The 23,527-nt window shown below is 41.4% G+C and carries 17 protein-coding genes; 12 read left to right on the top strand and 5 right to left on the bottom strand.

The annotated features are described in order from the left end of the window. Positions 1-75 precede the first annotated feature (75 nt). Positions 76-1,347: a nucleoside permease gene (locus PZ638_RS18235; RefSeq protein WP_004259450.1), complete on the bottom strand. Its 1,272-nt coding sequence runs from the start codon at positions 1,345-1,347 to the stop codon at positions 76-78. A 307-nt stretch (positions 1,348-1,654) separates the two neighbouring features. Next, positions 1,655-3,061 carry a cytochrome-c peroxidase gene (locus PZ638_RS18230; protein WP_094962378.1) on the bottom strand — a complete coding sequence of 469 codons (1,407 nt, stop codon included), beginning with the start codon at positions 3,059-3,061 and terminating at the stop codon, positions 1,655-1,657. Positions 3,062-3,640: 579 nt separating this feature from the next. Here PZ638_RS18230 and olsF point away from each other — a divergent pair. From olsF to PZ638_RS18210, 4 genes are all read left to right on the top strand, one after another. Beyond that, a complete protein-coding gene (olsF, locus tag PZ638_RS18225) occupies positions 3,641-5,341 on the top strand; it encodes a bifunctional ornithine lipid synthase OlsF (protein WP_094962379.1) in 1,701 nt (566 codons plus the stop codon). A 214-nt stretch (positions 5,342-5,555) separates the two neighbouring features. Continuing rightward, complete coding sequence (locus PZ638_RS18220) at positions 5,556-6,218, top strand: ABC transporter ATP-binding protein (protein ID WP_112307669.1); 663 nt, start codon at positions 5,556-5,558, stop codon at positions 6,216-6,218. A gap of 14 nt (positions 6,219-6,232) precedes the next feature. Next, entirely contained in the window at positions 6,233-7,213 is a 981-nt protein-coding gene (locus tag PZ638_RS18215) for an ABC transporter substrate-binding protein (RefSeq protein ID WP_094962380.1), read from the top strand. 72 nt (positions 7,214-7,285) lie between these two features. Next, the gene (locus PZ638_RS18210) at positions 7,286-8,941 is read left to right on the top strand and encodes an ABC transporter permease (RefSeq protein ID WP_206277866.1); all 1,656 of its coding nucleotides are present in this window, start codon (positions 7,286-7,288) and stop codon (positions 8,939-8,941) included. 78 nt (positions 8,942-9,019) lie between these two features. Here the strand turns inward: PZ638_RS18210 and yghU are convergent, their stop codons facing one another. Continuing rightward, complete coding sequence (gene yghU / locus PZ638_RS18205; protein WP_144141126.1) at positions 9,020-9,859, bottom strand: glutathione-dependent disulfide-bond oxidoreductase; 840 nt, start codon at positions 9,857-9,859, stop codon at positions 9,020-9,022. Positions 9,860-10,356: 497 nt separating this feature from the next. Between yghU and PZ638_RS18200 the strand changes: the two genes are divergently transcribed. The 7 genes from PZ638_RS18200 (at position 10,357) to PZ638_RS18170 (ending at position 19,295) form a co-directional block, all read left to right on the top strand. After that, positions 10,357-11,874 carry a class I adenylate-forming enzyme family protein gene (locus PZ638_RS18200; protein WP_096864442.1) on the top strand — a complete coding sequence of 506 codons (1,518 nt, stop codon included), beginning with the start codon at positions 10,357-10,359 and terminating at the stop codon, positions 11,872-11,874. A gap of 67 nt (positions 11,875-11,941) precedes the next feature. Further along, complete coding sequence (locus PZ638_RS18195) at positions 11,942-13,510, top strand: acyl CoA:acetate/3-ketoacid CoA transferase (RefSeq protein WP_094962384.1); 1,569 nt, start codon at positions 11,942-11,944, stop codon at positions 13,508-13,510. A 26-nt stretch (positions 13,511-13,536) separates the two neighbouring features. Next, on the top strand, positions 13,537-14,274 hold the full coding sequence (fabG, locus tag PZ638_RS18190; RefSeq protein ID WP_144141124.1) for a 3-oxoacyl-ACP reductase FabG: 738 nt from the start codon (positions 13,537-13,539) through the stop codon (positions 14,272-14,274). Between the two features lie 9 nt (positions 14,275-14,283). Then, entirely contained in the window at positions 14,284-15,468 is a 1,185-nt protein-coding gene (locus PZ638_RS18185) for a thiolase family protein (protein ID WP_004259374.1), read from the top strand. A gap of 120 nt (positions 15,469-15,588) precedes the next feature. Beyond that, positions 15,589-16,929, top strand: coding sequence for an MFS transporter (locus PZ638_RS18180; protein WP_004259371.1), 1,341 nt, complete (start codon positions 15,589-15,591; stop codon positions 16,927-16,929). A gap of 33 nt (positions 16,930-16,962) precedes the next feature. Beyond that, a complete protein-coding gene (locus PZ638_RS18175) occupies positions 16,963-18,126 on the top strand; it encodes a glycerate kinase (protein WP_144141122.1) in 1,164 nt (387 codons plus the stop codon). A 14-nt stretch (positions 18,127-18,140) separates the two neighbouring features. After that, positions 18,141-19,295, top strand: a complete 1,155-nt coding sequence (locus tag PZ638_RS18170; protein ID WP_144141120.1) for a CdaR family transcriptional regulator — start codon at positions 18,141-18,143, stop codon at positions 19,293-19,295. A gap of 12 nt (positions 19,296-19,307) precedes the next feature. Here the strand turns inward: PZ638_RS18170 and narL are convergent, their stop codons facing one another. Next, positions 19,308-19,964, bottom strand: a complete 657-nt coding sequence (gene narL, locus PZ638_RS18165; protein ID WP_004259360.1) for a two-component system response regulator NarL — start codon at positions 19,962-19,964, stop codon at positions 19,308-19,310. A gap of 21 nt (positions 19,965-19,985) precedes the next feature. Further along, positions 19,986-21,728 (bottom strand): nitrate/nitrite two-component system sensor histidine kinase NarX, encoded by a 1,743-nt coding sequence (gene narX, locus PZ638_RS18160; RefSeq protein ID WP_144141118.1) that lies wholly within the window; start codon positions 21,726-21,728, stop codon positions 19,986-19,988. 331 nt (positions 21,729-22,059) lie between these two features. On the opposite strand from narX, the gene PZ638_RS18155 reads away from it, so the two are divergent. Continuing rightward, complete coding sequence (locus PZ638_RS18155; protein WP_094962389.1) at positions 22,060-23,460, top strand: NarK family nitrate/nitrite MFS transporter; 1,401 nt, start codon at positions 22,060-22,062, stop codon at positions 23,458-23,460. The last annotated feature ends 67 nt before the right edge of the window (positions 23,461-23,527 follow it).

Here is a 23,527-nt window from a genome sequence, read left to right as displayed (position 1 = left end):
TCAATTTTGGCTAAAAATAGCGCCTTCATGTGTTGGTTGTTGGTTAATAAAGGCGTTTAATTAATGATTGCTTGACTAATTGGATGTGGGTTTTACGCCACTTTTATTAATATCAATTTCTTGAATATCACGACTCGACTCTTTAAACATTAACATGAAGACAATCGTGATTACGACGATCATGGCAGCACCGAAGCCCCACATACCGGCCCAGTTAAAGGTCTGGCCGTTGACAGGTTCACCGTAAGAAAAAAGTTTTTCCATCATTTGGCCTCCTAGGCTATAACCCAGTAAGCTACCAAAGCCTTGGCAACAGAGCGTAATTAAGCCTTGAGCCGCTGTTCGCATATGTACAGGGGTCTTTTTGTCGACATAAATATATGCAGTGACATAGTAAAAATCGTAGCTAACTCCGTGTAATAAAATACCGAGGAAGAGTAATCCATAGGTAAATAAGTGGTCTGCATCACCATAGATAAAGAAAGCATAACGGATAGCCGCAGTGATTAAACCAAGAAGTAATACCTTTTTGATACCAAAACGTTTGGTAAAGAAGGGCAAAGCAAGCATAAAAAAGATTTCGGAGAATTGCCCTAAGGTCATCCACCCCGTGGCATTTTTCATCCCAACTTCAGTAAGGTAGCCGTTAGCAAAAATATAGTAAAAGGCTAAAGGCATGGCGAAGAGGAATGAGCACACGAAAAATACTAAGAAATTACGGTCTCTTAATAGTACAATGGCATCCAATCCAAGCATGACTTTAATACTCATTTTGCCTGTTCCTTTTGGTGGGGTGTCTGGCAAGAAATAGGTAAAAAAGCCCAGTAAAGCCGAGCTAGCGGCTGTCACTAAGAGTGGAATATTGGTCGCAGAAATATCACCAAAGCCCATCATGGAAGGTAAAAAACCACATGCAATACCCGATGCAATCCAGCCGATAGTCCCCATTACACGAATACGAGGGTAATCACGTTCCACATCTTCCACATTGGAAAAAGCAATACTATTGGTGAGCGCAATGGTTGGCATGTAAGTCAGTGCATACGCTAATAGTAGAGGGAAAAAGCTAGAAAATTCAGTTTGCTGAGCTGCGAAAAACATAAAAACTGCCCCTGCAAACATCAGTACCGCCAGGACTTTTTGTGCAGCAAAAAATCGGTCAGTAATTGATCCTACAAGGATGGGAGAGATAATTGCAGCAATGGCTGTACAGGCGTAAGACCATGCTATTTGAGAAGGGGTAAAGCCACTTTTATTCAAAAATAGCCATAAGGGAACAAACCAAGCTCCCCATATAAACCATTCAATGAACATCATGAATGAGAGTTTTGCTGTCGTTTTTTTCATCTTTCATTCCTTTATACGGCTAATTATAGGTATTGTAGGGTACGCAAACAACAATACCATTTAATAATACCTTTTAAATACCATTTGATAAAAACTTTGAGCTAGATAACATTGTTTCGTATGAATAGGAAACAGAAACTTTTTAAGTAATAACACAGTGAGGAAGAGGTGTTCGATAATGTGAATTGCTGTGAATACAGGTCAAGTCAGGGTTGTAGGTAGCTTATACGGCAGTGTTATATAAAAAATAGCACCGTTATTATTTGAACGGTGCTATTAGTTTTTTATATCAATCAGCTATTGATATTTACTGTTGTGACTCACTTTGTTGCACATAGGGTGTATATACCCCTGTTAAACTCTTAAGGAAGGCAACAATATCATCGACATCTTTTTGTGGCAGTTCTTTACCCACTTGATAACGCAGCATCAGTTTCACTGCTTCATCTAAGGTTGCTACATCGCCGCGGTGGAAATACGGTGCGGTTAGCTCGACATTACGTAGTGTTGGGACTTTTTGGCGTAACTTATCGCGCTCATCAGAGGTGACATTCATACGACCAATATCTTGAGCGGTGATTTCACCGAACTCATAGTCTTTTTTCAGACCCAGAGGTTCGAAGGAACGACCACCTAAGATCACGCCACCATGGCAGGTTGCACATTTGTTCTCTTTAAATAACTGGTAACCATGGACCTGCTGTGCGGTTAATGCAGTTTTGTCGCCTCTTAACCAATTATCAAACGGAGAGTCTGGAGTAATTAAGGTTTTTTCGAACTCTGCAATCGCATCGGTGATGGTGTCACCCGTAAAACCTTCTGGGTAAACCGCATTAAAATCTTGTTTTAAGACAGGGTCTTTATCCAATTTTTCAATGATTTCATCCCATGACTTTGATGCCATTTCGATAGGATTTAATGGTGGGCCACCGGCTTGGGCTTGTAAATCAGGTGCTCTACCATCCCAAAATTGCTCGACATTAAATACAGAGTTAAACACCGTTGGCGCATTGATTGGGCCTACTGCGCCACCAACACCAATTGATGTTTTACGGCCATCAACACCACCTGCATTGAGTGCGTGGCAGTGTGCACAAGAAATTGTGCTATCCCCTGACAGGCGTGCATCATGATACAAGCGGAAACCTAATGCGACTTTTGCATCATCAACATCCAGTGATTTTGGAATTGGTTGAATTGGTTCGTTGCGATGTTCAGCAGCGGTATCTTGGCTGGCATAGTGCTCTTCCCGCTGTTTAGCTATCCAATTCAATAGGTTATTACGTTCTTCATCACTGACACTGCTGGCCCAATGAAGTGCAACATAACGTGTTGGAGGCATGGTGTGGTTCTGCATAACCCACTCAATTTTATTTAATTCACTTTGTGGTACAGGTTCTCCTGCGATGAGTGCAGCGCGAGCAGCCTCAAGGTTGAATGACTTATAACCTAGCTGAATATCGTATTCCATCAGTTGCTTAGCAATGGGGAATGATGCGTAGGCAGGTAAATCAGTTGACGGTGTGTGACAGTAATCGCATCCCTTTTCGGCAAAGAATTGGAGGACTTGATTATTTTCTGCAATTTTAGATGTCTGAATGTCATTATTTTCTCTTCGTTGATTATCGTGATACCACACATATCCAGATAATCCAAAATAACCGAGTAAAAGCAAAAATATGACAGCGACCGTAATGCGAGTAAGTTTTTTCATTACACTATCCTTGAAAGATTGCGGTCAAATATATTTAAATATTTTTTAATTAATATAATTCTACAGCCGGACTATGATGGATAAATAAGTCCGAGAAGTTCTTGATTTTTATCAATGATGGCCATCGGTTTAAGCGATTGTTTAAATAAGATTTACCTATCAATGAAATAATAATTAAAAAACAAGCTGATGATTAAATTTTATTAGATTGAATTTAAAGGATATTGTTTCAAATTAATCTTACTGCAATAGATTTTTAGTTCAATTTAATTGGTGGATATTTATAAATGATAACTTCTTAATTATTAAAATAAATTGAGTAAAACTAATCGAAAAGTTTAGTTTTTACCTTTTTAATTGTTGTGGACTAAATGCATATTACAAAATAAGTAAAATATAAATTATTTAAGAAAACAATATTCCTGAAAATTATTGATTTTAGATAACCATAATATTGGCAAATAAAAAGTAATGATCTACATCATCATTTTTGTGCTTTCACCATTTTGTCATAAAATAAACATATTGTTGTTATGAATCTGACTTAAGTTCGTCGTAACTCAGTTAGGAGATAGCATTATGTTTAGTGTCGATACCCTGCTGCACGATATTTTTCCTCATCAAACACCAGGCAAATGGAAACGTCGCTTATTAAAAAAGCTTTTGTTTGAACAGGAATTTCACCAATTTGCTCAAGATTATCCGCACTTAAAGGGCTTGGATCTTATTGAACAAATCATGGAGTTCTTTGATATTTCTAGTGAAATGGTTGAGGGTGACTTAGAAAATATTCCGACTCAAGGACCTGTTGTCTTAGTTGCTAACCATCCGATAGGTTCACTCGATGGCCTTGCATTATTACGTGTGGTTGCTGCCGTTCGTCCTGATGTAAAAATAGTGGCAAATCAGTTTCTCAATTATATAGAACCACTAAAAAGCTTATTTATTTCAGTGGATAATATGAATAACCGAACCAGTCGACAACAAGTTGAAGCCATGCAACAGCATTTGGATAAACAAGGGGCATTAATTGTGTTTCCTGCGGGGGAAGTTTCTCGATTTGGTCGCAAAGGGGTTCGTGATGGCCACTGGCGTACAGGTTTTTTGCGTTTAGCCGCAAAGGCTAGAGCCTCTATCGTTCCCATCCATATTCAAGGGCGTAATAGCCATTTATTTTACTTAACTTCGCTGGTTTACAAGCCATTATCTACTTTAATGTTAGTCAGGGAAATGTTTAAGCAGCGAGGAAAAAGATTAAAAATTCGTATTGGTGGCAGTATCCCATTTATTCATTGGCATGATGGTCATACGGCGGCTCATGAGTTAGCAGGGCGCTTTCGCCGCCATGTCTATTTGCTGGGAAAAGGTAAGGAAGGGCTATTTACCAGTGAATCGCCAATTGCTTTACCAGAAGATAGAATTGAATTAAAAAAGGCCTTAGTGGCCTGTGAGCGGCTAGGAACTTCTCCTGATGGGAAAGCGATTTACCTTTATCACCGAAACCAAGAGGTAAGGTCACCGATCTTACGAGAAATTGGTCGATTACGCGAAATTGCATTTCGTGCGGTAGGGGAAGGTTCAGGTAAGCGCCGTGATTTAGACAGCTATGATGACGATTATTATCATCTGGTTTTATGGGATGAAAGCGAACTTGATATTGTTGGCGCTTATCGGTTTATACCGACTAAAAAGCAAATTGAGACCAAAGGCCTTGAGGGTATTTATAGCTCTAGCTTATTTCACTATGACCAAGCCATGATGCCAATATTAGCGCAAGGTATTGAGCTTGGTCGGAGTTTTATTCAGCCCAAATATTGGGGAAAACGGGGTTTAGATTACTTATGGTTAGGTATTGGCGCGTATTTGGCAAAATATCCACACTATCGTTATCTTTTTGGTCCTGTATCTATTTCGGGCTCAATGCCAATTGCGGCACGTGATTTACTGATTACTTTTTATCGGCTCTATTTTTCAGCGCCACACAGCATTGCACAGTCACATCAGCCGTACCCGGCTTCTTTGCCACAGGTATTAGCCCAATTTTCAGGGGGCAATTACCATGAAGATTTGGTTAAATTGAAAAGCTTACTCAATAACATTGGCTGCTCGATCCCAACGCTTTATAAGCAATATACCGAATTATGCGAACCTGGCGGCGTACAGTTTATGGATTTCGGTACAGACCCCGCGTTTAACGATTGCATCGACGGGTTGGTGCTGGTGGATTTAACCAAATTAAAGCCAGCACGTTATCAAAGATATATTGGCGTTCACCAGTAAAATAAAGTGACTATTTTATTTGGTGATTATTTTTCAATTGAATTTGAAATTAATTAGCCACAAAACTGTCATCAATTTGACGTATTCAAGCCGTAGCATCATTGATAACGATTAAGTCCCAAAGAGGATAACAATGAACATGCAAAACGCTCTCTCTTCATCGAGTGAGTGCTCGGTCTTTTTGTCTCCTAAGCAAGAAGCGAGTGGCTTACAGATGATCTCAATACAAAATTTATCTCAGGCATTTTCACATCAATATGTGCTAAATGGCATTAATTTAACAGTAACCAAGGGCACCGTTCTTGCGCTATTAGGCCCTTCAGGCTGTGGTAAAAGCACATTACTGAAATTGTTAGCGGGTTTATTACAACCAACTGATGGCACTATTTATTTTGGCGAACAGCTTGTGGCGAGCTCACATCACCTTATCCCCCCAGAAAAACGCAACCTCGGCATGGTTTTTCAAGATTATGCGCTGTGGCCGCATATGACTGTATCCCAAAATGTTGCCTTTCCTTTACGGATGCGAGGTATTGGCCGCCTAGAAATACAGCAACGTGTGATGCAAGCTTTAGAACGCGTAGGGCTGGCTGATTTCGCCAAACGGAAACCTGCCGATTTGTCAGGCGGGCAACAACAACGTGTGGCTCTTGCTCGCGCTATTATCGCTGAACCTGAAATTTTGTTATTCGACGAGCCCCTGTCAAACCTCGATATCGCGTTGCGCCAATCTCTGTGTGAGGAAATGGCTCAGTTATTGCGAACCTTGGGGATCACTGCAGTGTATGTCACTCACGACCCTACGGAAGCCCATGTATTAGCACACCAAATCGCCCATATGCGAAACGGTAATATTGACAGTTTGACGACACTATAAATAGAGAGATTGTTATGCGAAATTTACTATCAAAGAACGGATTTTCACTAAAGGGTATTACCATGAGCCTTGGCCTTTCCTGTGCACTATTTTCTGTTTCAACCCAAGCGATTACCGTGTATACCGCAGGCCCAGGCGCCATGGCAAAACAGCTTGCCGCAGGGTTTGAAAAACAAACGGGTACCAAAGTAGATGTTTTCCAAGCGACAACCGGAAAAGTGATGGCGAGGCTGGAAGCGGAACAGGCGAACCCGCGTGCGGATGTATTGATTTCCGCATCATGGGATACCGCGGTTGATCTGCAACAAAAAGGTTGGTTACTACCTTATGAAAGCCCAAATGCCCAGCAAGTTCCTGAGCGTTTTAAAACGCCATACTATGTGGCGCAAGGGATCTCTGCACTGGGTATTGTGTGGAATAACCAAAGTGGTACCCCAAAACCAACAGATTGGCAAGATTTAGCCCAACCCGAGTTTAAAGATAAAGTCACAATGCCTGATCCCGCACTTTCTGGCGCGTCATTAGACTTAGTTTTAGGGTTACAGAATGCGAAAAAAGAAGCCGCATGGACACTATTTTCTGATTTGAAAGCCAATGGTATGGTGATTTCAGGGCCGAATGCTCAAGCCTTGACTCCTGTATTACAAGGCGCTAAAGCGGCGGTTTTTGGTGCGGTTGATTATGTTGCTTATGGTAGCATCGCGAACGGAGAATCGATTGAAGTGATTTTCCCAAGTAGTGGCACTGCGATTGCCCCGCGCCCAATGATGATTTTAAAAAGTTCTAAGCAGCCTGACCAAGCTAAAGCATTTATCGACTATGTACTATCGCCAGAAGGGCAAGAAATTGTGGCTAATGCATGGCTAATGCCTGCTAGGGCAGATATTGCAGGTAAACGCCCTGATTTTTCAACACTCAAATTGTTGCCAGAAGCTGCGACAGACAACGCTGAGCGCGGCGAAGTTCTCTCTCGTTTAAGCGCTTTATTCCGTTAAGGCTGGTTTTGTAAGCATATTAATTAGCAAACCGCTGGGTAGATTGTCTGCCCAGCAGGAGTGTTGTATTCAATGACAAAAACGCGTTTTCTACCGCTTTTGGTGATGGCCACATTAGTGGTTTTAGTGGTGATCCCATTATGCTTTATTGTATTGCAGGCTATTTTCCCACAATTAGGGCAAGGGCAGTTTGTCCAGCCGCTAGAGCCTATTATTCAGCTACTCAACGAGCCAGAGCTTCCATCATTACTGCAAAATACATTATCACTAGGCACAGGCGTTGCAGCAATCAGCGCCATTATCGCTATTCCGTTAGGGGCATTACGCGGGCTGTTTAATATCCCTTTCGCCAAAGGTTGGGATCTACTGTTTCTTATTCCTTTTTTAATCCCACCTTATATTGCTGGATTATCGTGGATGCTTACGTTACAACCTAATGGTTATTCCCAACAGCTATTTGGTGTGAGCCCCGGAAGTGCGATTTTCTCACTGGGTGGAATGATGGGGATTATGGCGCTAAACCTCTTCCCAGTTCTGTATTTTGCGGTGTCGAAAAGCATGGCAGCGAATGGTAACCGACTTGCCGATGTGGCTCGTGTGCATGGGGCTTCTCCTTGGAATGCCTTTTTCGGAGTGACGCTTCCATTATCGTTACCCTCTATTGCGGCGGGGTTATTGCTGATTTTTACTTTGGCGATTGAAGAATATGGCATTCCTGCCGCCATTGGTGCCTCGAATGGTATTCGTGTTTTAACTACGGATATAGAGCAGCGCTTGGCGGATTGGCCGATTGATTTACCCGGCGCGGCCTCATTATCGTTGATTTTGGCCAGTGTGGCGATTTTTGCTTATACATTACAGCGTTCTATTGTGTCAGGGAAAAGCGTGGCTACCACAACAGGAAAAGCGGCAGAAGTGGTGACTCGCTCACTTGGCTACTGGCGCTGGCCAGTCGTTGGGCTATTTGCTTTAACCGCATTTCTTGCGGTAGGAATGCCATTGTTAGCGATGTTTGGCACGGCATTTTCTTCAACGGTATCCGGTGGTCTGGCGTGGGATAACTTAACATTCAGGCATTTTTCTGGGTTAATTGGCTCACAAACTGAAGCATTGTCTGCATTATGGACGAGCCTCTCTCTGGCGACGTTAACTGCTATTTTTACTGGTGTACTCGGTTTTCTCTGTGCTTGGCTGGTGGTTTCTCAGCGCATTCGCGGTGCCGTGATGATTGATGCGCTGTCTTTGTTACCGATCTCTATTCCGGGAATAGTGATAGCGGTCGGGATGATCCTCGCGTGGAACCAACCTTTTTGGCCAATAACGCCTTATCATACATGGGGTATTTTATTGCTTGCCTATAGCTGTTTGTTATTGCCTTACCCCGTTCGCTATTGCAGCGCGGCATTAACACAAATCGGTGGCAGTTTAGCGGATGCTGCTCGAGTGCATGGCGCATCTGCGATGACAGCGCTGCGTTTGATCTTGTTTCCATTAGTCTTACCGAGCCTTGTCGCTACCATGATGTTAGTGTTTGCCGTGGCCTCGCGTGAATTAGTTTCTTCGCTATTACTCGCCCCAGCCGGTATGCAAACGGTTTCAATTTTTGTATGGCGTCAATTTGAGCAAGGTTCAATTGGTAGTGGCATGGCGATGGCGTGTTTAGCCGTGCTGATTAGTTTGAGCTTGATGTTATGCGCACAGTGGGTGCAGGGGCGTTATAGTCGATGACATGTAGAGTTAGCACAGGGTAAGCACTAATTAACTTACCTTGTGCTATTTTATAATTCAGTGGATTAAGAGTGGTTCCTAACCTATATCACTCGCATCGTGGCGTTCGCGTACTTGCTGTGCGGGGTCACCTTGTAGGCGATTAACACGGCGGCCGCGCTGTACCGCTGGGCGTGCATAGATTTCATCAGCCCAACGAATAACATTTTTATATTCATGGACAGATAAAAATTCTGCAGCATCATAAAGCCAACCTTTCACTAAAGCGCCATACCATGGCCAGATAGCGATATCTGCAATACTATAGTTCTCGCCTGCGACATATTTGTGTTCTGCTAAACGCTTGTCTAATACATCTAATTGACGTTTAGTTTCCATCGCAAAGCGGTTAATAGGGTATTCAAATTTTTCAGGGGCGTAGGCATAAAAATGCCCAAAACCGCCACCTGCAAAAGGTGCTGAACCCATTTGCCAGAATAGCCATGATAAGGTTTCAGCGCGTTCTGGTTGAGTTGTGGGTAAAAAAACAGAAAATTTTTCAGCTAAATAGGTCAGAATAGAACCCGATTCAAATACTCGGATAGGCTCCTTACCGCTTCTGTCGACTAACGCTGGGATTTTTGAGTTAGGGTTAATTTCAACAAAACCCGAACTAAATTGGTCGCCTTCACCAATATTAATTAACCAAGCGTCGTATTCAGCCTCTTTAATGCCAAGGGCTAACAGCTCCTCTAACATGATAGTGACTTTTTGTCCGTTGGGAGTTCCTAATGAATATAGCTGTAGTGGGTGCTTACCTATAGGTAAAGATTTTTCGTGAGTTGCACCAGAAATTGGGCGATTAATATTGGCGAACTTTCCGCCATTACCTTGCTCCCATTGCCAGACTCTCGGGGGAATATAGGGGGTGTTTGCCATGAGTTATCTCCTTAACCATTTTCAAAGGTGGCGATTATTTTCTCATCAATTCTTTAATTATAAAGGCCCCCCACTGTAGCAATCTGTCGTGAATTCTCCACTGTTTTTATCATATTTGCTTTGGCGGGTAGGATAAATAGCACAGAGTGCGAGAACACATAGGGGATAAACGAAAGAGTTAATTATTAGTTCTAAACTATTTTTGGGTTTATGAGTAATTGTATATACGCACAATGATGACCGAGCTATTCATAGGAATTTATATGTTTTTTGGGATGGCTTGATAATAACAAAAGGTAAATATGTTCATTTGCAATAAAAACCAGAGCTTAAAATGAGACTTAAGTTAAAAATTTGTTAACAAGCGAATTGTGCAGATCACTAATTCAAATAAAAAAAGGGTGTGAATAATTTGTGAAGATTGGCACTAATTTATCGGAGTGTATTTTATACATTGATAGCATATCAGTCATATTCAGGTGTATCGGAGTGTGCCCATGCTTGCGCCAAATTCAAACATCTACCAAAGCTTATTACAGAGAGCAAAAGTGCAGCCAGACGCTGTTGCGATTGTATTTGAAGAGCAAAGTTGGAGTTATCACCAATTACTTGTGAAAGTAAACCAAACAATGTTGTGGCTAACAACCACCGTGCAGTTGAAAAAAGGCGATCGAATTGTACTTGGCTGGGGAAATACGATTGAGTTTTGCCAATTATTTTATGCCGCGGTAGGTCTGGGCATTCAGGTAATTCCCTTGAGTACCAAAATGAAAGAGTTTGAAGGTAAAGAGCATTTGTCTTGTATTAATGCAGATGCTGTTTTTTGGGATGATACATATCAACCATGGTTAGCACAGCTCAGTGCAAAAGGGGTGAGTCTTTCTCAGTGGCGTAATGTAATATTCACTGATGAAATTAATTTTATTAACCAAGTTAATGAAGAAGACCCTGCTGTTATAATATTTACCTCGGGTACAACAGGGGCGCCAAAAGGTGCGGTGATCACGCATAAAAATATATTGTCTGCAGTATATGCCTATCAGGAAACATTAAAGTTATCTGAACACGATAAAACAATTTTAGCAGTGCCGATTTATCATATTACTGGCCTCTCTGCTATTTTGGCGTTATTTATCCATATTGGTGGGACGATTTATCTTCATAAAAAATTCAATGCAAAAGATATTATTTCAACAATTGCAAAAGAAAAAATAACATTTTTACATGGTTCTCCAACAGTATTTATATTGTTAATTCAGAAAATAAAAGAAAATAAAAGCATTAACCTAGAAAGATTTAATTCATTAAAAATGATTGCTTGTGGTGCAGGGCATTTAAATGAAGGTACGATTAAAGAGCTTTCTTATATATTTGCTAAAACATCCATTCATTCTATTTATGGTTTGACTGAAACCTCTTCACCAGCAACTGTATTTCGTGAAGATATTCGTTATAGCGATAAGAAGTCTAGCTCTGGTACACCAGTCCCTGGGTTACAGGTGACCATACGTAATGATAAAGGTGAAAATCTTCCCGCGAACTGCACAGGTAATATTTGGGTTAAGGGGGATGTTGTTATCCAACGTTATTGGCCGGATAGTCCTGCGAATACCACATCATTTAATGATGGTTGGTTTTTCACAGGGGATATTGGCTATATGGATAATGATGGTTTTCTTTATATTCAAGATAGAATTAAAGATATGATTAACCGTGGTGGTGAAAAAATATATTCTATTGAAGTCGAGGATTTAATTTCTAATTATCCAGGAGTTAATGAGGTCGCTGTTATTCCAATTGAAAGCACAATTTATGGTGAAGAACCCATTGCATTTATTATTCCTGAGAATCAAGTGTGTTTAACCAGTAAAGAAATTATTGAGTGGTTAAAAGATAGGGTGCCAACGTATAAAGTTCCAGTAAGAATTATGTTTACGCGTAACTTCCCTAGAACTTGGAATGGGAAAATAAGCAAGAAAGATTTGAAATTACGATATTACTCTTTAAATAACTAAAATATAAATTAGTTTTTAATTAATCAAAAAGGGGCTATGAAATATTAGCCTTCAGGTAGGTTTTATCATGAATAATAAATTTATTTCTAAACAAGATGCCGCTAAATTAATTAATAATGGCGATACGATTTGTACTGTGGGAATGACATTAACCAGTGCTGCTGAATCTATTTTATCAGCAATTGAGCAACGCTTTTTATCCGAGGGTACACCAAATCAATTAACACTGGTTCACGCAGCTGGGCAATGTAACCGTATTCGAGGGAATCAACACTTTGCCCATGAAGGGATGGTGAAACGGATTATTGGTTCCCATTGGGGGCTAGCACCTCGATGGATGCAAATGATTAATGACAACCAAGTTGAAGCATATTGCCTCCCTCAAGGGCAAATGGTGCATTTATATGGTGCAATGGCCGCGGGCTTACCGGGGCGCTTATCCAAAGTAGGGTTAGGAACATTTATCGACCCTGACCTTGAAGGCGGTAGGATGAACGCTAAAACGTTGGTACTTCCCCCTTTGGTTGAAAAAGTGAATTTCAAAGGGGAAGAATGGTTATGGTACCCAGAAATTCCCTTAGATGTGGTGGTGATCAGAGGAACTCACGCTGATAGTAAAGGCAACCTCACCACCGATGAAGAAGCCATGGCCCTAGAGGTCTTGCATGCGGTACTGGCGGCTAAACGCTTTGGTGCCAAAGTGATTGCACAAGTGAAATATTGCGTTGAAGAAGGGACTTTACATCCCAAGCGTGTCACTGTTCCTGCGAGCTTTATTGATCATATTGTCGTGTGTGATAACCCTGAAGAAGACCATCGCCAGTCTTCGAGCTGGTTTTTTGACCCAACGCTATGCGGTGATATTCGCACGCCTATCCAACAAACTACGCCATTACCTTTAGATATTCGCAAATTGATTGGGCGAATTGCATGTCGTTATCTATACGAAAACTGCGTGATTAACTTAGGAACGGGTATTCCAAACGATGTTATTGGCTCAATTATTCAGGAAGAAAATGCAACCAAGCGCGTCGATATCACCGTGGAGTCAGGGATTTGGGGGGGCGTCCAAGCAGGCGGTATTGATTTTGGCATAGGCCGTAACCTGTCAGCGATGATTAGTCACCAAGACCAAATGTTGTACTACAACGGTGCAGGCGTTGATATCACGTATATGGGCGCAGGGGAAATGGATGCCAGTGGCCATGTCAATGCGACGTTGTTAGGCAATATTTGCCCTGGTGCAGGTGGGTTTATTGATATCACCCAAAATGCTCGACACGTGGTGTTTTGCTCAACGTTCACAGCAAAAGGGTTAGATATTCGTTGTGAAAATGGGCAATTAAATATTGTGCGGGAAGGGGATATTAGAAAGTTAGTTAACCAAGTACGGCAAATTTCATGGAATGCGGATGTCGCGCGAAATATTAACCAAACCATGCATTTTGTCACGGAACGTGCGGTGTTCACTTTAGGGGGAAAAACCCCGGTACTGGTTGAAATTGCCCCCGGTATTGACCTAGAGCGTGACATTCTTGCCCATATGGACTTCGTACCTGAAATTTCTCCTGATTTGAAAGTGATGTCTTCTTCATTATTTGAAGAAGCGCCTTTTGGACTGGTTTCGTATTTATAGTTTCAATATTAAAGAGGAATTTATCCATGTTAGTAAAAGATAAAGTCGCTATTGTGACGGGTTCTGCAAGAGGTATTGGTTTTGCGATTGCTCAGGTACTTGCGGAAGAAGGGGCAAAAGTCGTTATTTCTGATTTAGCCATGTCATCAGGTGAAGAAAGTGCAAAACAGCTACAAGAGCAAGGTCATCAAGCCATTTTTATTCCTTGCGATATTGCCAAACGTGAAGAAGTGAATGCCTTATTTTCTAAAGCGTTATCACATTTTGGGGCGATTGATGTACTGGTGAATAATGCGGGGATCAACCGAGATGGCATGCTGCATAAATTAACGGAAGATGATTGGGACAAAGTGATTGATATCAATCTGAAAGGGACATTTAACTGCATGCAAGAGGCGGCAAAGTTAATGCGTGAGCAAGAAAGCGGCCGAATTGTCAATATTTCATCGGCGAGTTGGCTTGGGAATGTTGGGCAAGCCAACTATGCTGCATCCAAAGCCGGGGTTATTGGCCTGACTAAAACGGCTTGCCGTGAACTAGCCCGTAAAGGGGTCACAGTCAATGCGATTTGCCCAGGGTTTATTGATACGGATATGACCCGTGGTGTGCCTGAAAAAGTGTGGGACATCATGATCAGCAAGATACCTGCGGGTTTTGCAGGAGATCCGCGAGATGTTGGCCAATGTGTTGCATTTTTAGCCTCTGATAAAGCGCGTTATATCAATGGCGAAGTAATCAATGTTGGCGGCGGAATGGTGTTATAGGGGGAAATAATGAAACAAGCGAATGATATTGTCATTGTGAGTGGTGTGAGAACGGCAATTGGCACGATGGGGGGAAGTTTTGCAAATACGCATCAACATGACCTCGGGGCGGTGGTTATCCGTGAAGCCGTGAAAAGAGCTGGAATTGCTCCCGAAGATGTTGATGAAGTCATTGTGGGTAATGTTGGGCAAATCGCAGAAAGTGGTTTTATCGCTCGTATTTGCCAACTGCGAGCAGGGTTACCAAAAGAAACCACCGCTTATTCTGTTAACCGCCAATGTGGTTCAGGGCTACAAGCGTTAGCCGATGGCATGATGTTGTTGCAGACTGGCCAATCAGATGTTGTGGTGGCGTGTGGTACTGAAAATATGACAATGCTGCCGTACTACTTACGCAAAGCGCGCTATGGCTATCGCATGGGAAATGATGTGCTAGAGGATGGGTTAACGTCTATTTTAACCTGGCCGGAAGGTCCTTATCACAACGGAATGACGGCAGAAAATGTTGCAGAGCAGTTCAATATCACCCGTGAAGAAATGGATGATTTTGCATGGGATAGCCAGCAAAAAGCGTTAAAAGCGATTCAAGCCGGTTATTTTTCTGACCAAATATTACCAGTAGAAATACCCGAAGGCCGTAAAGGTACACGTATTTTTGATACCGATGAACATCCGCGTGATACACCACGTGAAAAATTAGCAAAATTGCGCCCTGCATTTAAAGCTGATGGTGTGATTACGGCAGCAAACTCTTCAGGTATCAATGATGGTGCTGCGGCATTAGTGATGATGCGTCGTGAAGAAGCGGAAAAACGTGGTCTGAAGCCAAGAATGAAAGTGGTCGATTGGGCTGTAGCAGGTTGTGAAGCGGCCATTATGGGCTTTGGACCCGCGCCAGCAACCCGTCGATTAATGGAAAAGCTCAAAATGGATGTAAAAGACATTGATTTAATTGAGCTAAATGAAGCATTTGCTGCACAAGCCATTGCAGTTATGAATGATTTGTCTCTTGATAGCACTAAAGTGAATGTGAATGGTGGGGCAATTGCTCTGGGTCATCCAGTGGGTGCCAGTGGGGCTATTTTACCTGTGAAGTTAATGTATGAAATGGAACGCCGTCAGGTTACTACCGGGTTAGTGACTATGTGTATCGGTGGTGGTCAAGGGATATCAATGTTGTTCGAAAGAGAATAAGAAAAGCTGCAAGCAGAAAGCCCGACGTGGGGCGTCGGGCTGTTGCTGAAGTAAAACAACAGGTATGTCACTTATTGCCAAGAGCCGTACCTGTTTCACTACAACATGAGGATCTTATCTATGTTTTCTACAAATGCAAAGTTAGATTATGTGGCTCAGGGGAAAAAAACCAACGCAAAGATATACCGTAACCTGATGCCGTTGTTGATTTTAGCGTACATTATTAGCTTTATTGACCGAACAAATATTGGCATGGCAAAAAATGCGATGTCGATTGATTTAGGATTATCTGCAACCGCGTTTGGTATTGGTGCGGGGCTTTTTTTCTTAACCTACTCGATTCTTGAGATCCCAAGTAATTTGATAATGGAGAAAGTAGGCGCGCGTTTTTGGATCACGCGGATCATGATCACTTGGGGGTTATTATCTGCGGCGATGGCGTTTGTGACAGGGCCGACTTCTTTTTATATCTTGCGGTTATTACTGGGAGCGGCTGAAGCGGGCTTATATCCTGGGGTTATTCTATATATGACATATTGGTTTAGCCAAGAAGAACGGGCTAAAGCAACAGGGTTATTTTTACTCGGGGTTTGTCTTGCAAATATTATTGGGGCGCCGCTGAGTGGTTTATTGCTGAGTATGGATGGCTTATTAGGCTTCCATGGTTGGCAATGGATGTTTGTTATTGAAGGCTTGCCAGCAGTTATCCTAGCATTTGTTGTGTGGTTCGTGTTGCCGAATAAACCAGAAGATGCAAAATGGTTAGATGAAGATGATCGGAATTATATTAAATATAAACATGATCAAGACAAAAACAGTATTAGTGTGAGTAACAGTAAATTCTCACTCAAGGCGGCATTTAAGAATAAAGCCTTTATGATGATTGTTGCTATCTATTTTACTCACCAGTTCTCGGTCTATGGTTTAAGTTATTTTTTACCGACTATTATCGGTGAATATGGCAAATTAACACCTATTCAAATCGGCTTATTAACAGCGATTCCATGGATTTCAGCCGCAATTGGTGGCATTTTTGTCGCGAGAAAAGCTAATACACCGCGTCGTTCATCACGTATTTTAATTTCAGGTTATGCAGTAATGGCCGTAGGGTTAGTGATTGGTGCACTGGGTGGCCCAGTTGTCGGTTTAATTGGCTTTTGCTTAACGGCATTTATGTTTTTTGTGGTTCAATCGATTATTTTCTCGCTTCCTCCGACTTATATGAGTGGCAGCATGTTAGCGGGAAGTTTGGCACTATTGAACTGCTTAGGGCTGTTTGGCGGCTTCCTTGGCCCGTTCATTCTTGGCTTTTTTGAAGATTATACAGGAACAGCCACTTCTGGATTATGGTTTGGTGTCGGTTTGCTAGTTATCGGAACGATTATTGCGTCACGAGTGAATACTAACGGTATGAGCGAAGCTGAGCCATTACAAGTATCGACTTCAGTGGAAAGCAAATAATTCAACATCGCCATTTACAATAGGAAAGTCTGCATGAAAATTGTTATCGCACTTGATTCCTTTAAAGGAAGTTGTTCTGCAAGGTTAGCGTGCCAAGCCGTTGCTGAGGGTTTCAAGCGTGTATCCTCTGAGTTAGATATGACGTTATTACCCATATCTGATGGCGGAGAAGGTTTGTTGGAGTCACTGGAGAATAGCCCCGCGCTTTCTGGTGTAACACCTTACATTTTTAGCTGTACTGGGCCTTATGGTAGTAAGGTTGATGCAGGGTTATTAGTATTGGAGGGAAAAACCGCTTTTATCGAAATGGCGCAATGTTGTGGGCTGGAACTCGTTCAACGTGAGCATCGTCGAGTTGAAAATGCCTCAACTTATGGCTTGGGTGAAATGGTCAAGCATGCACTCGATATGGGTTGTTCTCGTATTGTTATCGGGATAGGAGGAAGTGCAACTAATGATGGTGGTGCAGGGTTTGCTCAAGCATTGGGTGCTCAGTTTTACGATAAAAATTCTCAGCTTATTGAGACGCCAATTTGCGGAAAAGACCTCATTAATATTGCAAAGATTGATTTTGATAAATTTGACTCGCGAGCCGCTAAGGTTGAATTTAATGTCTCTTGCGATGTTGAAAACCCTTTATTAGGCAAAAATGGTGCGACTTATGTTTATGGTCCCCAAAAGGGGGCCGACCAAGCCACACTTGACCAGCTTGAAATTGGGATGGCTCACTATGTGAAATTAATGTCAGCAATAACGGGAAAAGATGTTTCACTGGAGGCTGGCAGTGGTGCAGCGGGTGGATTAGGTGCGGGGCTTCGTTGGTTTGTTTCGGCAAAGCTCGAAAAAGGAATCGATCTCGTTTTGGGGCTCCTTGGCGCAAAATCTTATATTCAACAGGCGGATTTAGTCATTGTAGGAGAGGGGCGGCTTGACAGTCAAAGTGCGAATGGTAAGGCTCCTGTGGGAGTGGCTCGTATGGCCAGTCATTATGGTGTGCCTGTCATTGCGCTTTGTGGGGGGTATAGTGAAGATAGCCGTATCTTATTCCAACATGGCATTACCGCAATGTGGTCGCTTTGTCCGGGGCCAGTTTCCCTTGAGCAAGCCATGACAAATGGTGAACGTTATTTGGCAGATACAGCAGAAAATTTGCTGCGTACCGTACTCGCAAATCCGAATACGCAAATAAAACCCTAAAGTGAGGCGGTAATATGCTACTGACTGAAAAACTAGCCAATGATATTGTCACGCGTGCAATGGGAATTATCCATCACAACGTCAATGTGATTAATAGTCAGGGCGTGATTATCGCTTCAGGTGAAAAAAAGCGTATTGGTGAAACCCATGAAGCCGCAGTGGAAGTGATCCGCTGCGGCAAACGGATCACCATCTACAATGAAAATGAAGCACGAGCTTATTCGAATGTGGCACCGGGGATAAACCATCCGATTGTTGTGGCTGATAAAGTGGAATTAGTGATTGGCGTGAGTGGTGACCCTGTTGTGATCCAGCGTTATGCCGAGCTCGCTATACTGACGGCTGAGCTGCTAATTCAACAAGAAATTGAGCGGCGTAGTATTAACTGGCAGCATCGTTTGCGTGACATGCTATTTGTCCAGTTTATAGAAAGCACAACGCCAGCACAGGGGCGCAGTGCATTTCTAAAATTGCATAATTCCGGTTTTGCGTTCACTTTACCGACTATTCCTGTGATTATTAATATTGAAGCTATTCAGTACCGCCCTGAAATACTCGATACAATCATTACTGAATTATCAGCTATGGAAAAAAGTGATGTGTTATTACTCAATAGCCGCGAAATTTTGATGCTATTCCCATCAACGCATTATCAAAATGAATCGTTTATTTCTAATCTTCATTTCATTCTAGATAGCCAGCTTAGCCAATATTATATTGGTGTTGGTGTTCAGGCAGATACGCAAGAACATGTGAGGGATGCAGTACATTTTGCACGTTCAGTTATTGAAGTTGGACGGCTAACGGTTCCCGATAAACAAGTCTTTTTATTTAAAGAAATGGCATCTTTATGCCTCTTTAATGAATTGGAAAATAGCTATCTATTTAATTTCTTTTTAGATATTTGCCATAAAATATTGTTGCATGATTCGGGCGATATTTTGCTTGAAACCCTTGAGCTGTTTTTATCGCAAAATGGTGAAATAGGTAGCACCGCGCAGCAATTAGGCATTCACAGAAATACATTAAGTTATCGGTTACAACAAATTAAAAAGCAAACCAGTTTGGACCCGACAAGGTTTACGGATCTCATTCAGTTATCTGTTGCGATGCATGGCTACCGTCGACGTTACCCAAAACAACAGCCATGGCTCGATGCATTAAGTTAAGGAGCCGTATCATTACTTTTGTTGTAAAACCCAAATAGCGGCTTCAACGCGCGATTTTAAATTAAGTTTCTTTAGTAAGTGTTTGACATGGACTTTGACGGTGCTCTCTGTGATTTGTAATTTATTCGCAATCATCTTATTTGATAGCCCCTGTGAGATTAAATCTAAGATATGGGTTTCTCTTGGGGTTAGTGCTGATAGATTATGCTCTGTAGGGGCTCGGTTATCTCTTAAAGATTCAGCTAAAATGGAAGCGAGCGTTGGGCTAACGACCATTTTACCACTTGCGGCTTCTTTTAATGCAATAATTAATTTTTCAGGCTCCATGTCTTTGAGTAAATAGCCATCAGCACCTCGTTTTAACGCATTAATTAAGTCTTCGCCATAATTGGACACCGTAAATAAGATAATACGGCCCGAAAGTTCGCGGTTACGTAAATTATCGAGTACTTCAAAGCCATTCATACTAGGCATATTGAGATCTAATAGGATTAAATCTGGGTCTTGTTCTTCCGCAATTTTAATACCCGTTATTCCATCGTCTGCTTCACCAATTACCTTTAATGTGGGTTCTAAACTAATTAATTGTTTAACACCATTACGTAGCATCGGGTGGTCATCAATCAGTAAAATGGTAGATTGCCCAGTCAGTTTATTTTCATTTTTCATTAGTGAGTTACTCCAATTTAATTAAGCCACAGTCAGTGGAAATACGACATTAACAATAGTGCCACCCTGAACTCTTGGGGAAATTTGATATTTCCCATTTAGGCTTAGCGCTCTTTCTCTCATAATAATCAATCCATAATGGTTATTTTTTGTTGGCTGAGGCTGAATACCTTCCCCATTATCTTCTATTGCCATGGTGATTAATCCGTTATTTTCGATTAATGAGACTTGTGACCAGTTTGCATTAGCATGTTTGAGAATATTGCTTAAAGCTTCTCGGATTATCTGGATAATATGAATAGATTGATGTGGAGAGAGGCTTTTGGCTGGAATTTGGTAATTTAATCCAATTTGAAAACCAAGGCGCTGACTGAATTCTTGGATTGTGCTTTCTAAGGCAGGGAATAGGCCTGGTTCAGTTAATTTTAGTCTGAAGGTTGTTAAAAGCTCACGTAATTGACTATAAGCGGAATTTATTTCATTGCGCATTTCGTTTAATAGTTCTTGGTGCTTAGTTGGCAATGTTTTAGGTTGCATTTGCAGATAACTAATTTGCATTTTGAGGCAAGATAATGATTGTGCGATGGAATCATGCAATTCTCTCGCAATCGCCGATCGTTCATCCATAATCAGTAACTGCTGTTGTTGCTCTAATTGGTGCTCCATCGCTAGCATTCCAGCGATTTGTTTAACTAGCATCAGCACTAAATTATTTTGTTCTTCAGATAATGGCTGATTTATATCCATTTCAGCTAAAATCATGCCATAACGCTGTAAATTATCAGAAATCTCCCATGATATTACTTTAAGGTGTTCAGCCATCTTGGGTGACTTGAGAGAGTGCTCCTCGTTTTCTGGACAATGAATTTCATGAAAGCAGGCATCATTGTTTTCTTCGTATAGCCTCAATCTAATATTTTGCAGTGGGATTAAACTTTTAAGCTCAAATAACACTTTTTCTAACCTTATTGATAGTGGCCCAATGGCATGTAGGGTTCGATTAGATTGGTATAAATAGAGTAATACTTTATTTTTCTTTTGCAGATCGGCGGTTTTTTCGATAACTCGAGATTCTAATTGATGGTAACTCTGTGCGAGCTCATCCGACATTTGATTTAACGTATGGCCCAGTGAATTTAGCTCATCTTGTTTTTTGCCTACAGGAAAGCGCTGACTAAAGTCTTGGTGACTAATCGCGTTCACCATATGAAGTAACTTAAGCCAAGGTGTATAAATTTTCTTTCTAAAATGGCAGATAGCAAAAATAAGTAGCAATAAAACGAGGCCAATAAATACCATTTGAGTGATTGCTACATAGGTTATTTTTCGTTCTGTTTTTTCATCAATATTACGAACTAATGCATCGAGTTTATTAACAAAGGTAACGACCGCGAGACGTGCATCATTAGGAGAAACTGCATGGTTAAGTGCAGGTTTTAATTCTGTAACCCAATATTGATAAAGCTCAGCAAATTGCGGATTTAAATCTTCTATATCGACAACTTGTGTTAGTTCATTGCTTAATAAATTTTTTTCAAGCTCACTAACATATACGTCAGAATATTGGTTGAGTGGCACTAATGAAAGTAAATGATAACTTTGCATCCGCAATGAGCCTGATTTATTTATTGCATGTGCATTTCCTTGCACACTAATAATCATACTATTTGAAATTGTCATGCCAATAATACCGAGTACGGCAATCAATAGCATTAAACCAATAACTTGGTTAATGATTGAAAATCGGTGATAAGCAATAGACATAAATGATCCTTTCTACTCTATACGTTTATTTATTATTTTTGATAACGTAGATATTGTTTCTCTATTATATAAAATTGAATATGCCACTTCGGTATTACTCCTTAATATCCCATTGAATTATTCGCTTTAAATTTCAACAAATAAAATTACCTGGCAATGAATTTTTTTGTTTTAATTCAATCAATTATTGTTTTGTACTCCTAATACTCCTCTGGTGGTTAACGAGAAAAATCACGCATATTTCATTTAAATCTCTCTTGATTTAGATCAGCTTCACGGTGGTCTATTCGCCACACACTGCGAGCAGAAATTGTATTTATCGGGGTGATTTATGTCTCAACGAGATAATGTTAATAGTGTAGCTGCACAGTCAAATAATGGTGTTATACAGGATTGGCGTCCTGAAGATACTCGGTTTTGGCAGCAAACAGGGCAGCGTATTGCCAATCGTAATTTATGGATTTCTATTCCATGTTTATTGCTCGCATTTTGCGTATGGATGTTATTTAGTGCAGTTGCGGTTAATTTAAATAAAGTGGGTTTTAATTTTACGACAGACCAATTATTTTTATTAACCGCATTACCTTCCGTTTCAGGTGCTTTATTAAGAGTCCCTTATTCATTCGTTATTCCTATTTTTGGTGGGCGCCGTTGGACTGCTATTAGTACGCTGTTTTTAGTGATCCCATGTATTTGGCTAGGTTATGCGATTCAAAACCCTGCCACGCCTTATCAAGTCTTTGTCATTATTTCCCTACTTTGTGGTTTTGCCGGCGCTAACTTTGCATCCAGCATGGCCAATATCAGCTTCTTTTTCCCTAAAGCTCGCCAAGGCGGTGCACTTGGCCTGAATGGTGGGCTAGGAAATTTAGGGGTCAGCGTCATGCAATTGGTGGCGCCTTTTATCGTTGGTGTTGGTGTATTTACTTTCGTTGGTGGGACTGGAGCGGCTCAGCCTGATGGCTCAACGTTGTGGTTAGAAAATGCTGCTTGGATTTGGGTGCCATTTCTACTGCTTTTTACGGTGATGGCTTGGTTTGGCATGAATGACTTAGCGGCTAATAAGGCATCTCTTAAAGCACAATTACCTGTTTTGAAACGTGGCCATCTATGGGTATTAAGCCTGTTATATCTGGCGACATTCGGCTCGTTTATCGGTTTTTCTGCTGGTTTCGCGATGTTATCGAAAACCCAGTTTCCAGACGTCATTATCTTGAAGTTTGCCTTTTTTGGCCCTTTCCTCGGTGCGTTAGCTCGCCCAGTCGGTGGCATGTTATCTGACCGTTTTGGTGGTGTGAAAGTCACATTACTGAACTTTGTGGTCATGGCTGTTTTCTCCGGCTTGCTGTTTTTTACGTTACCAGAAAACGGTCAAGGAGGCTCTTTCGGGGCGTTTTATGGCGTATTTATGGTGCTGTTTTTAACAGCAGGGCTAGGCAGTGGCTCAACCTTCCAAATGATTGCTGTTGTTTTTCGTAAATTAACCATGGACAAAGCCATCTTAAGAGGAGCTTCAGAGCAAGAAGCCCAAAAAGAGGCGGTAACAGAAAGTGCTGCAGCTTTAGGGTTTATCTCTGCTATTGGTGCAATAGGTGGCTTCTTTATTCCAAAAGCGTTCGGTACATCATTAACACTGACGGGTTCACCGGCAGATGCAATGAAAGTGTTTTTTATATTTTATCTTTCCTGTGTGTTTATCACATGGCTGGTATACGGCCGTAAACACAAATAATAACAAGTCATAAAAATCAATTTTAGCAATGTACGGCGCCGGTCGCCGTCTCTTTGGAGGCAATCCG

The organism is Providencia hangzhouensis (genome assembly GCF_029193595.2).
Classification (GTDB): domain Bacteria; phylum Pseudomonadota; class Gammaproteobacteria; order Enterobacterales; family Enterobacteriaceae; genus Providencia; species Providencia hangzhouensis.
Note: the sequence above shows the minus strand (reverse complement) of the source record. Positions and strands in the feature narration are given on the sequence as shown.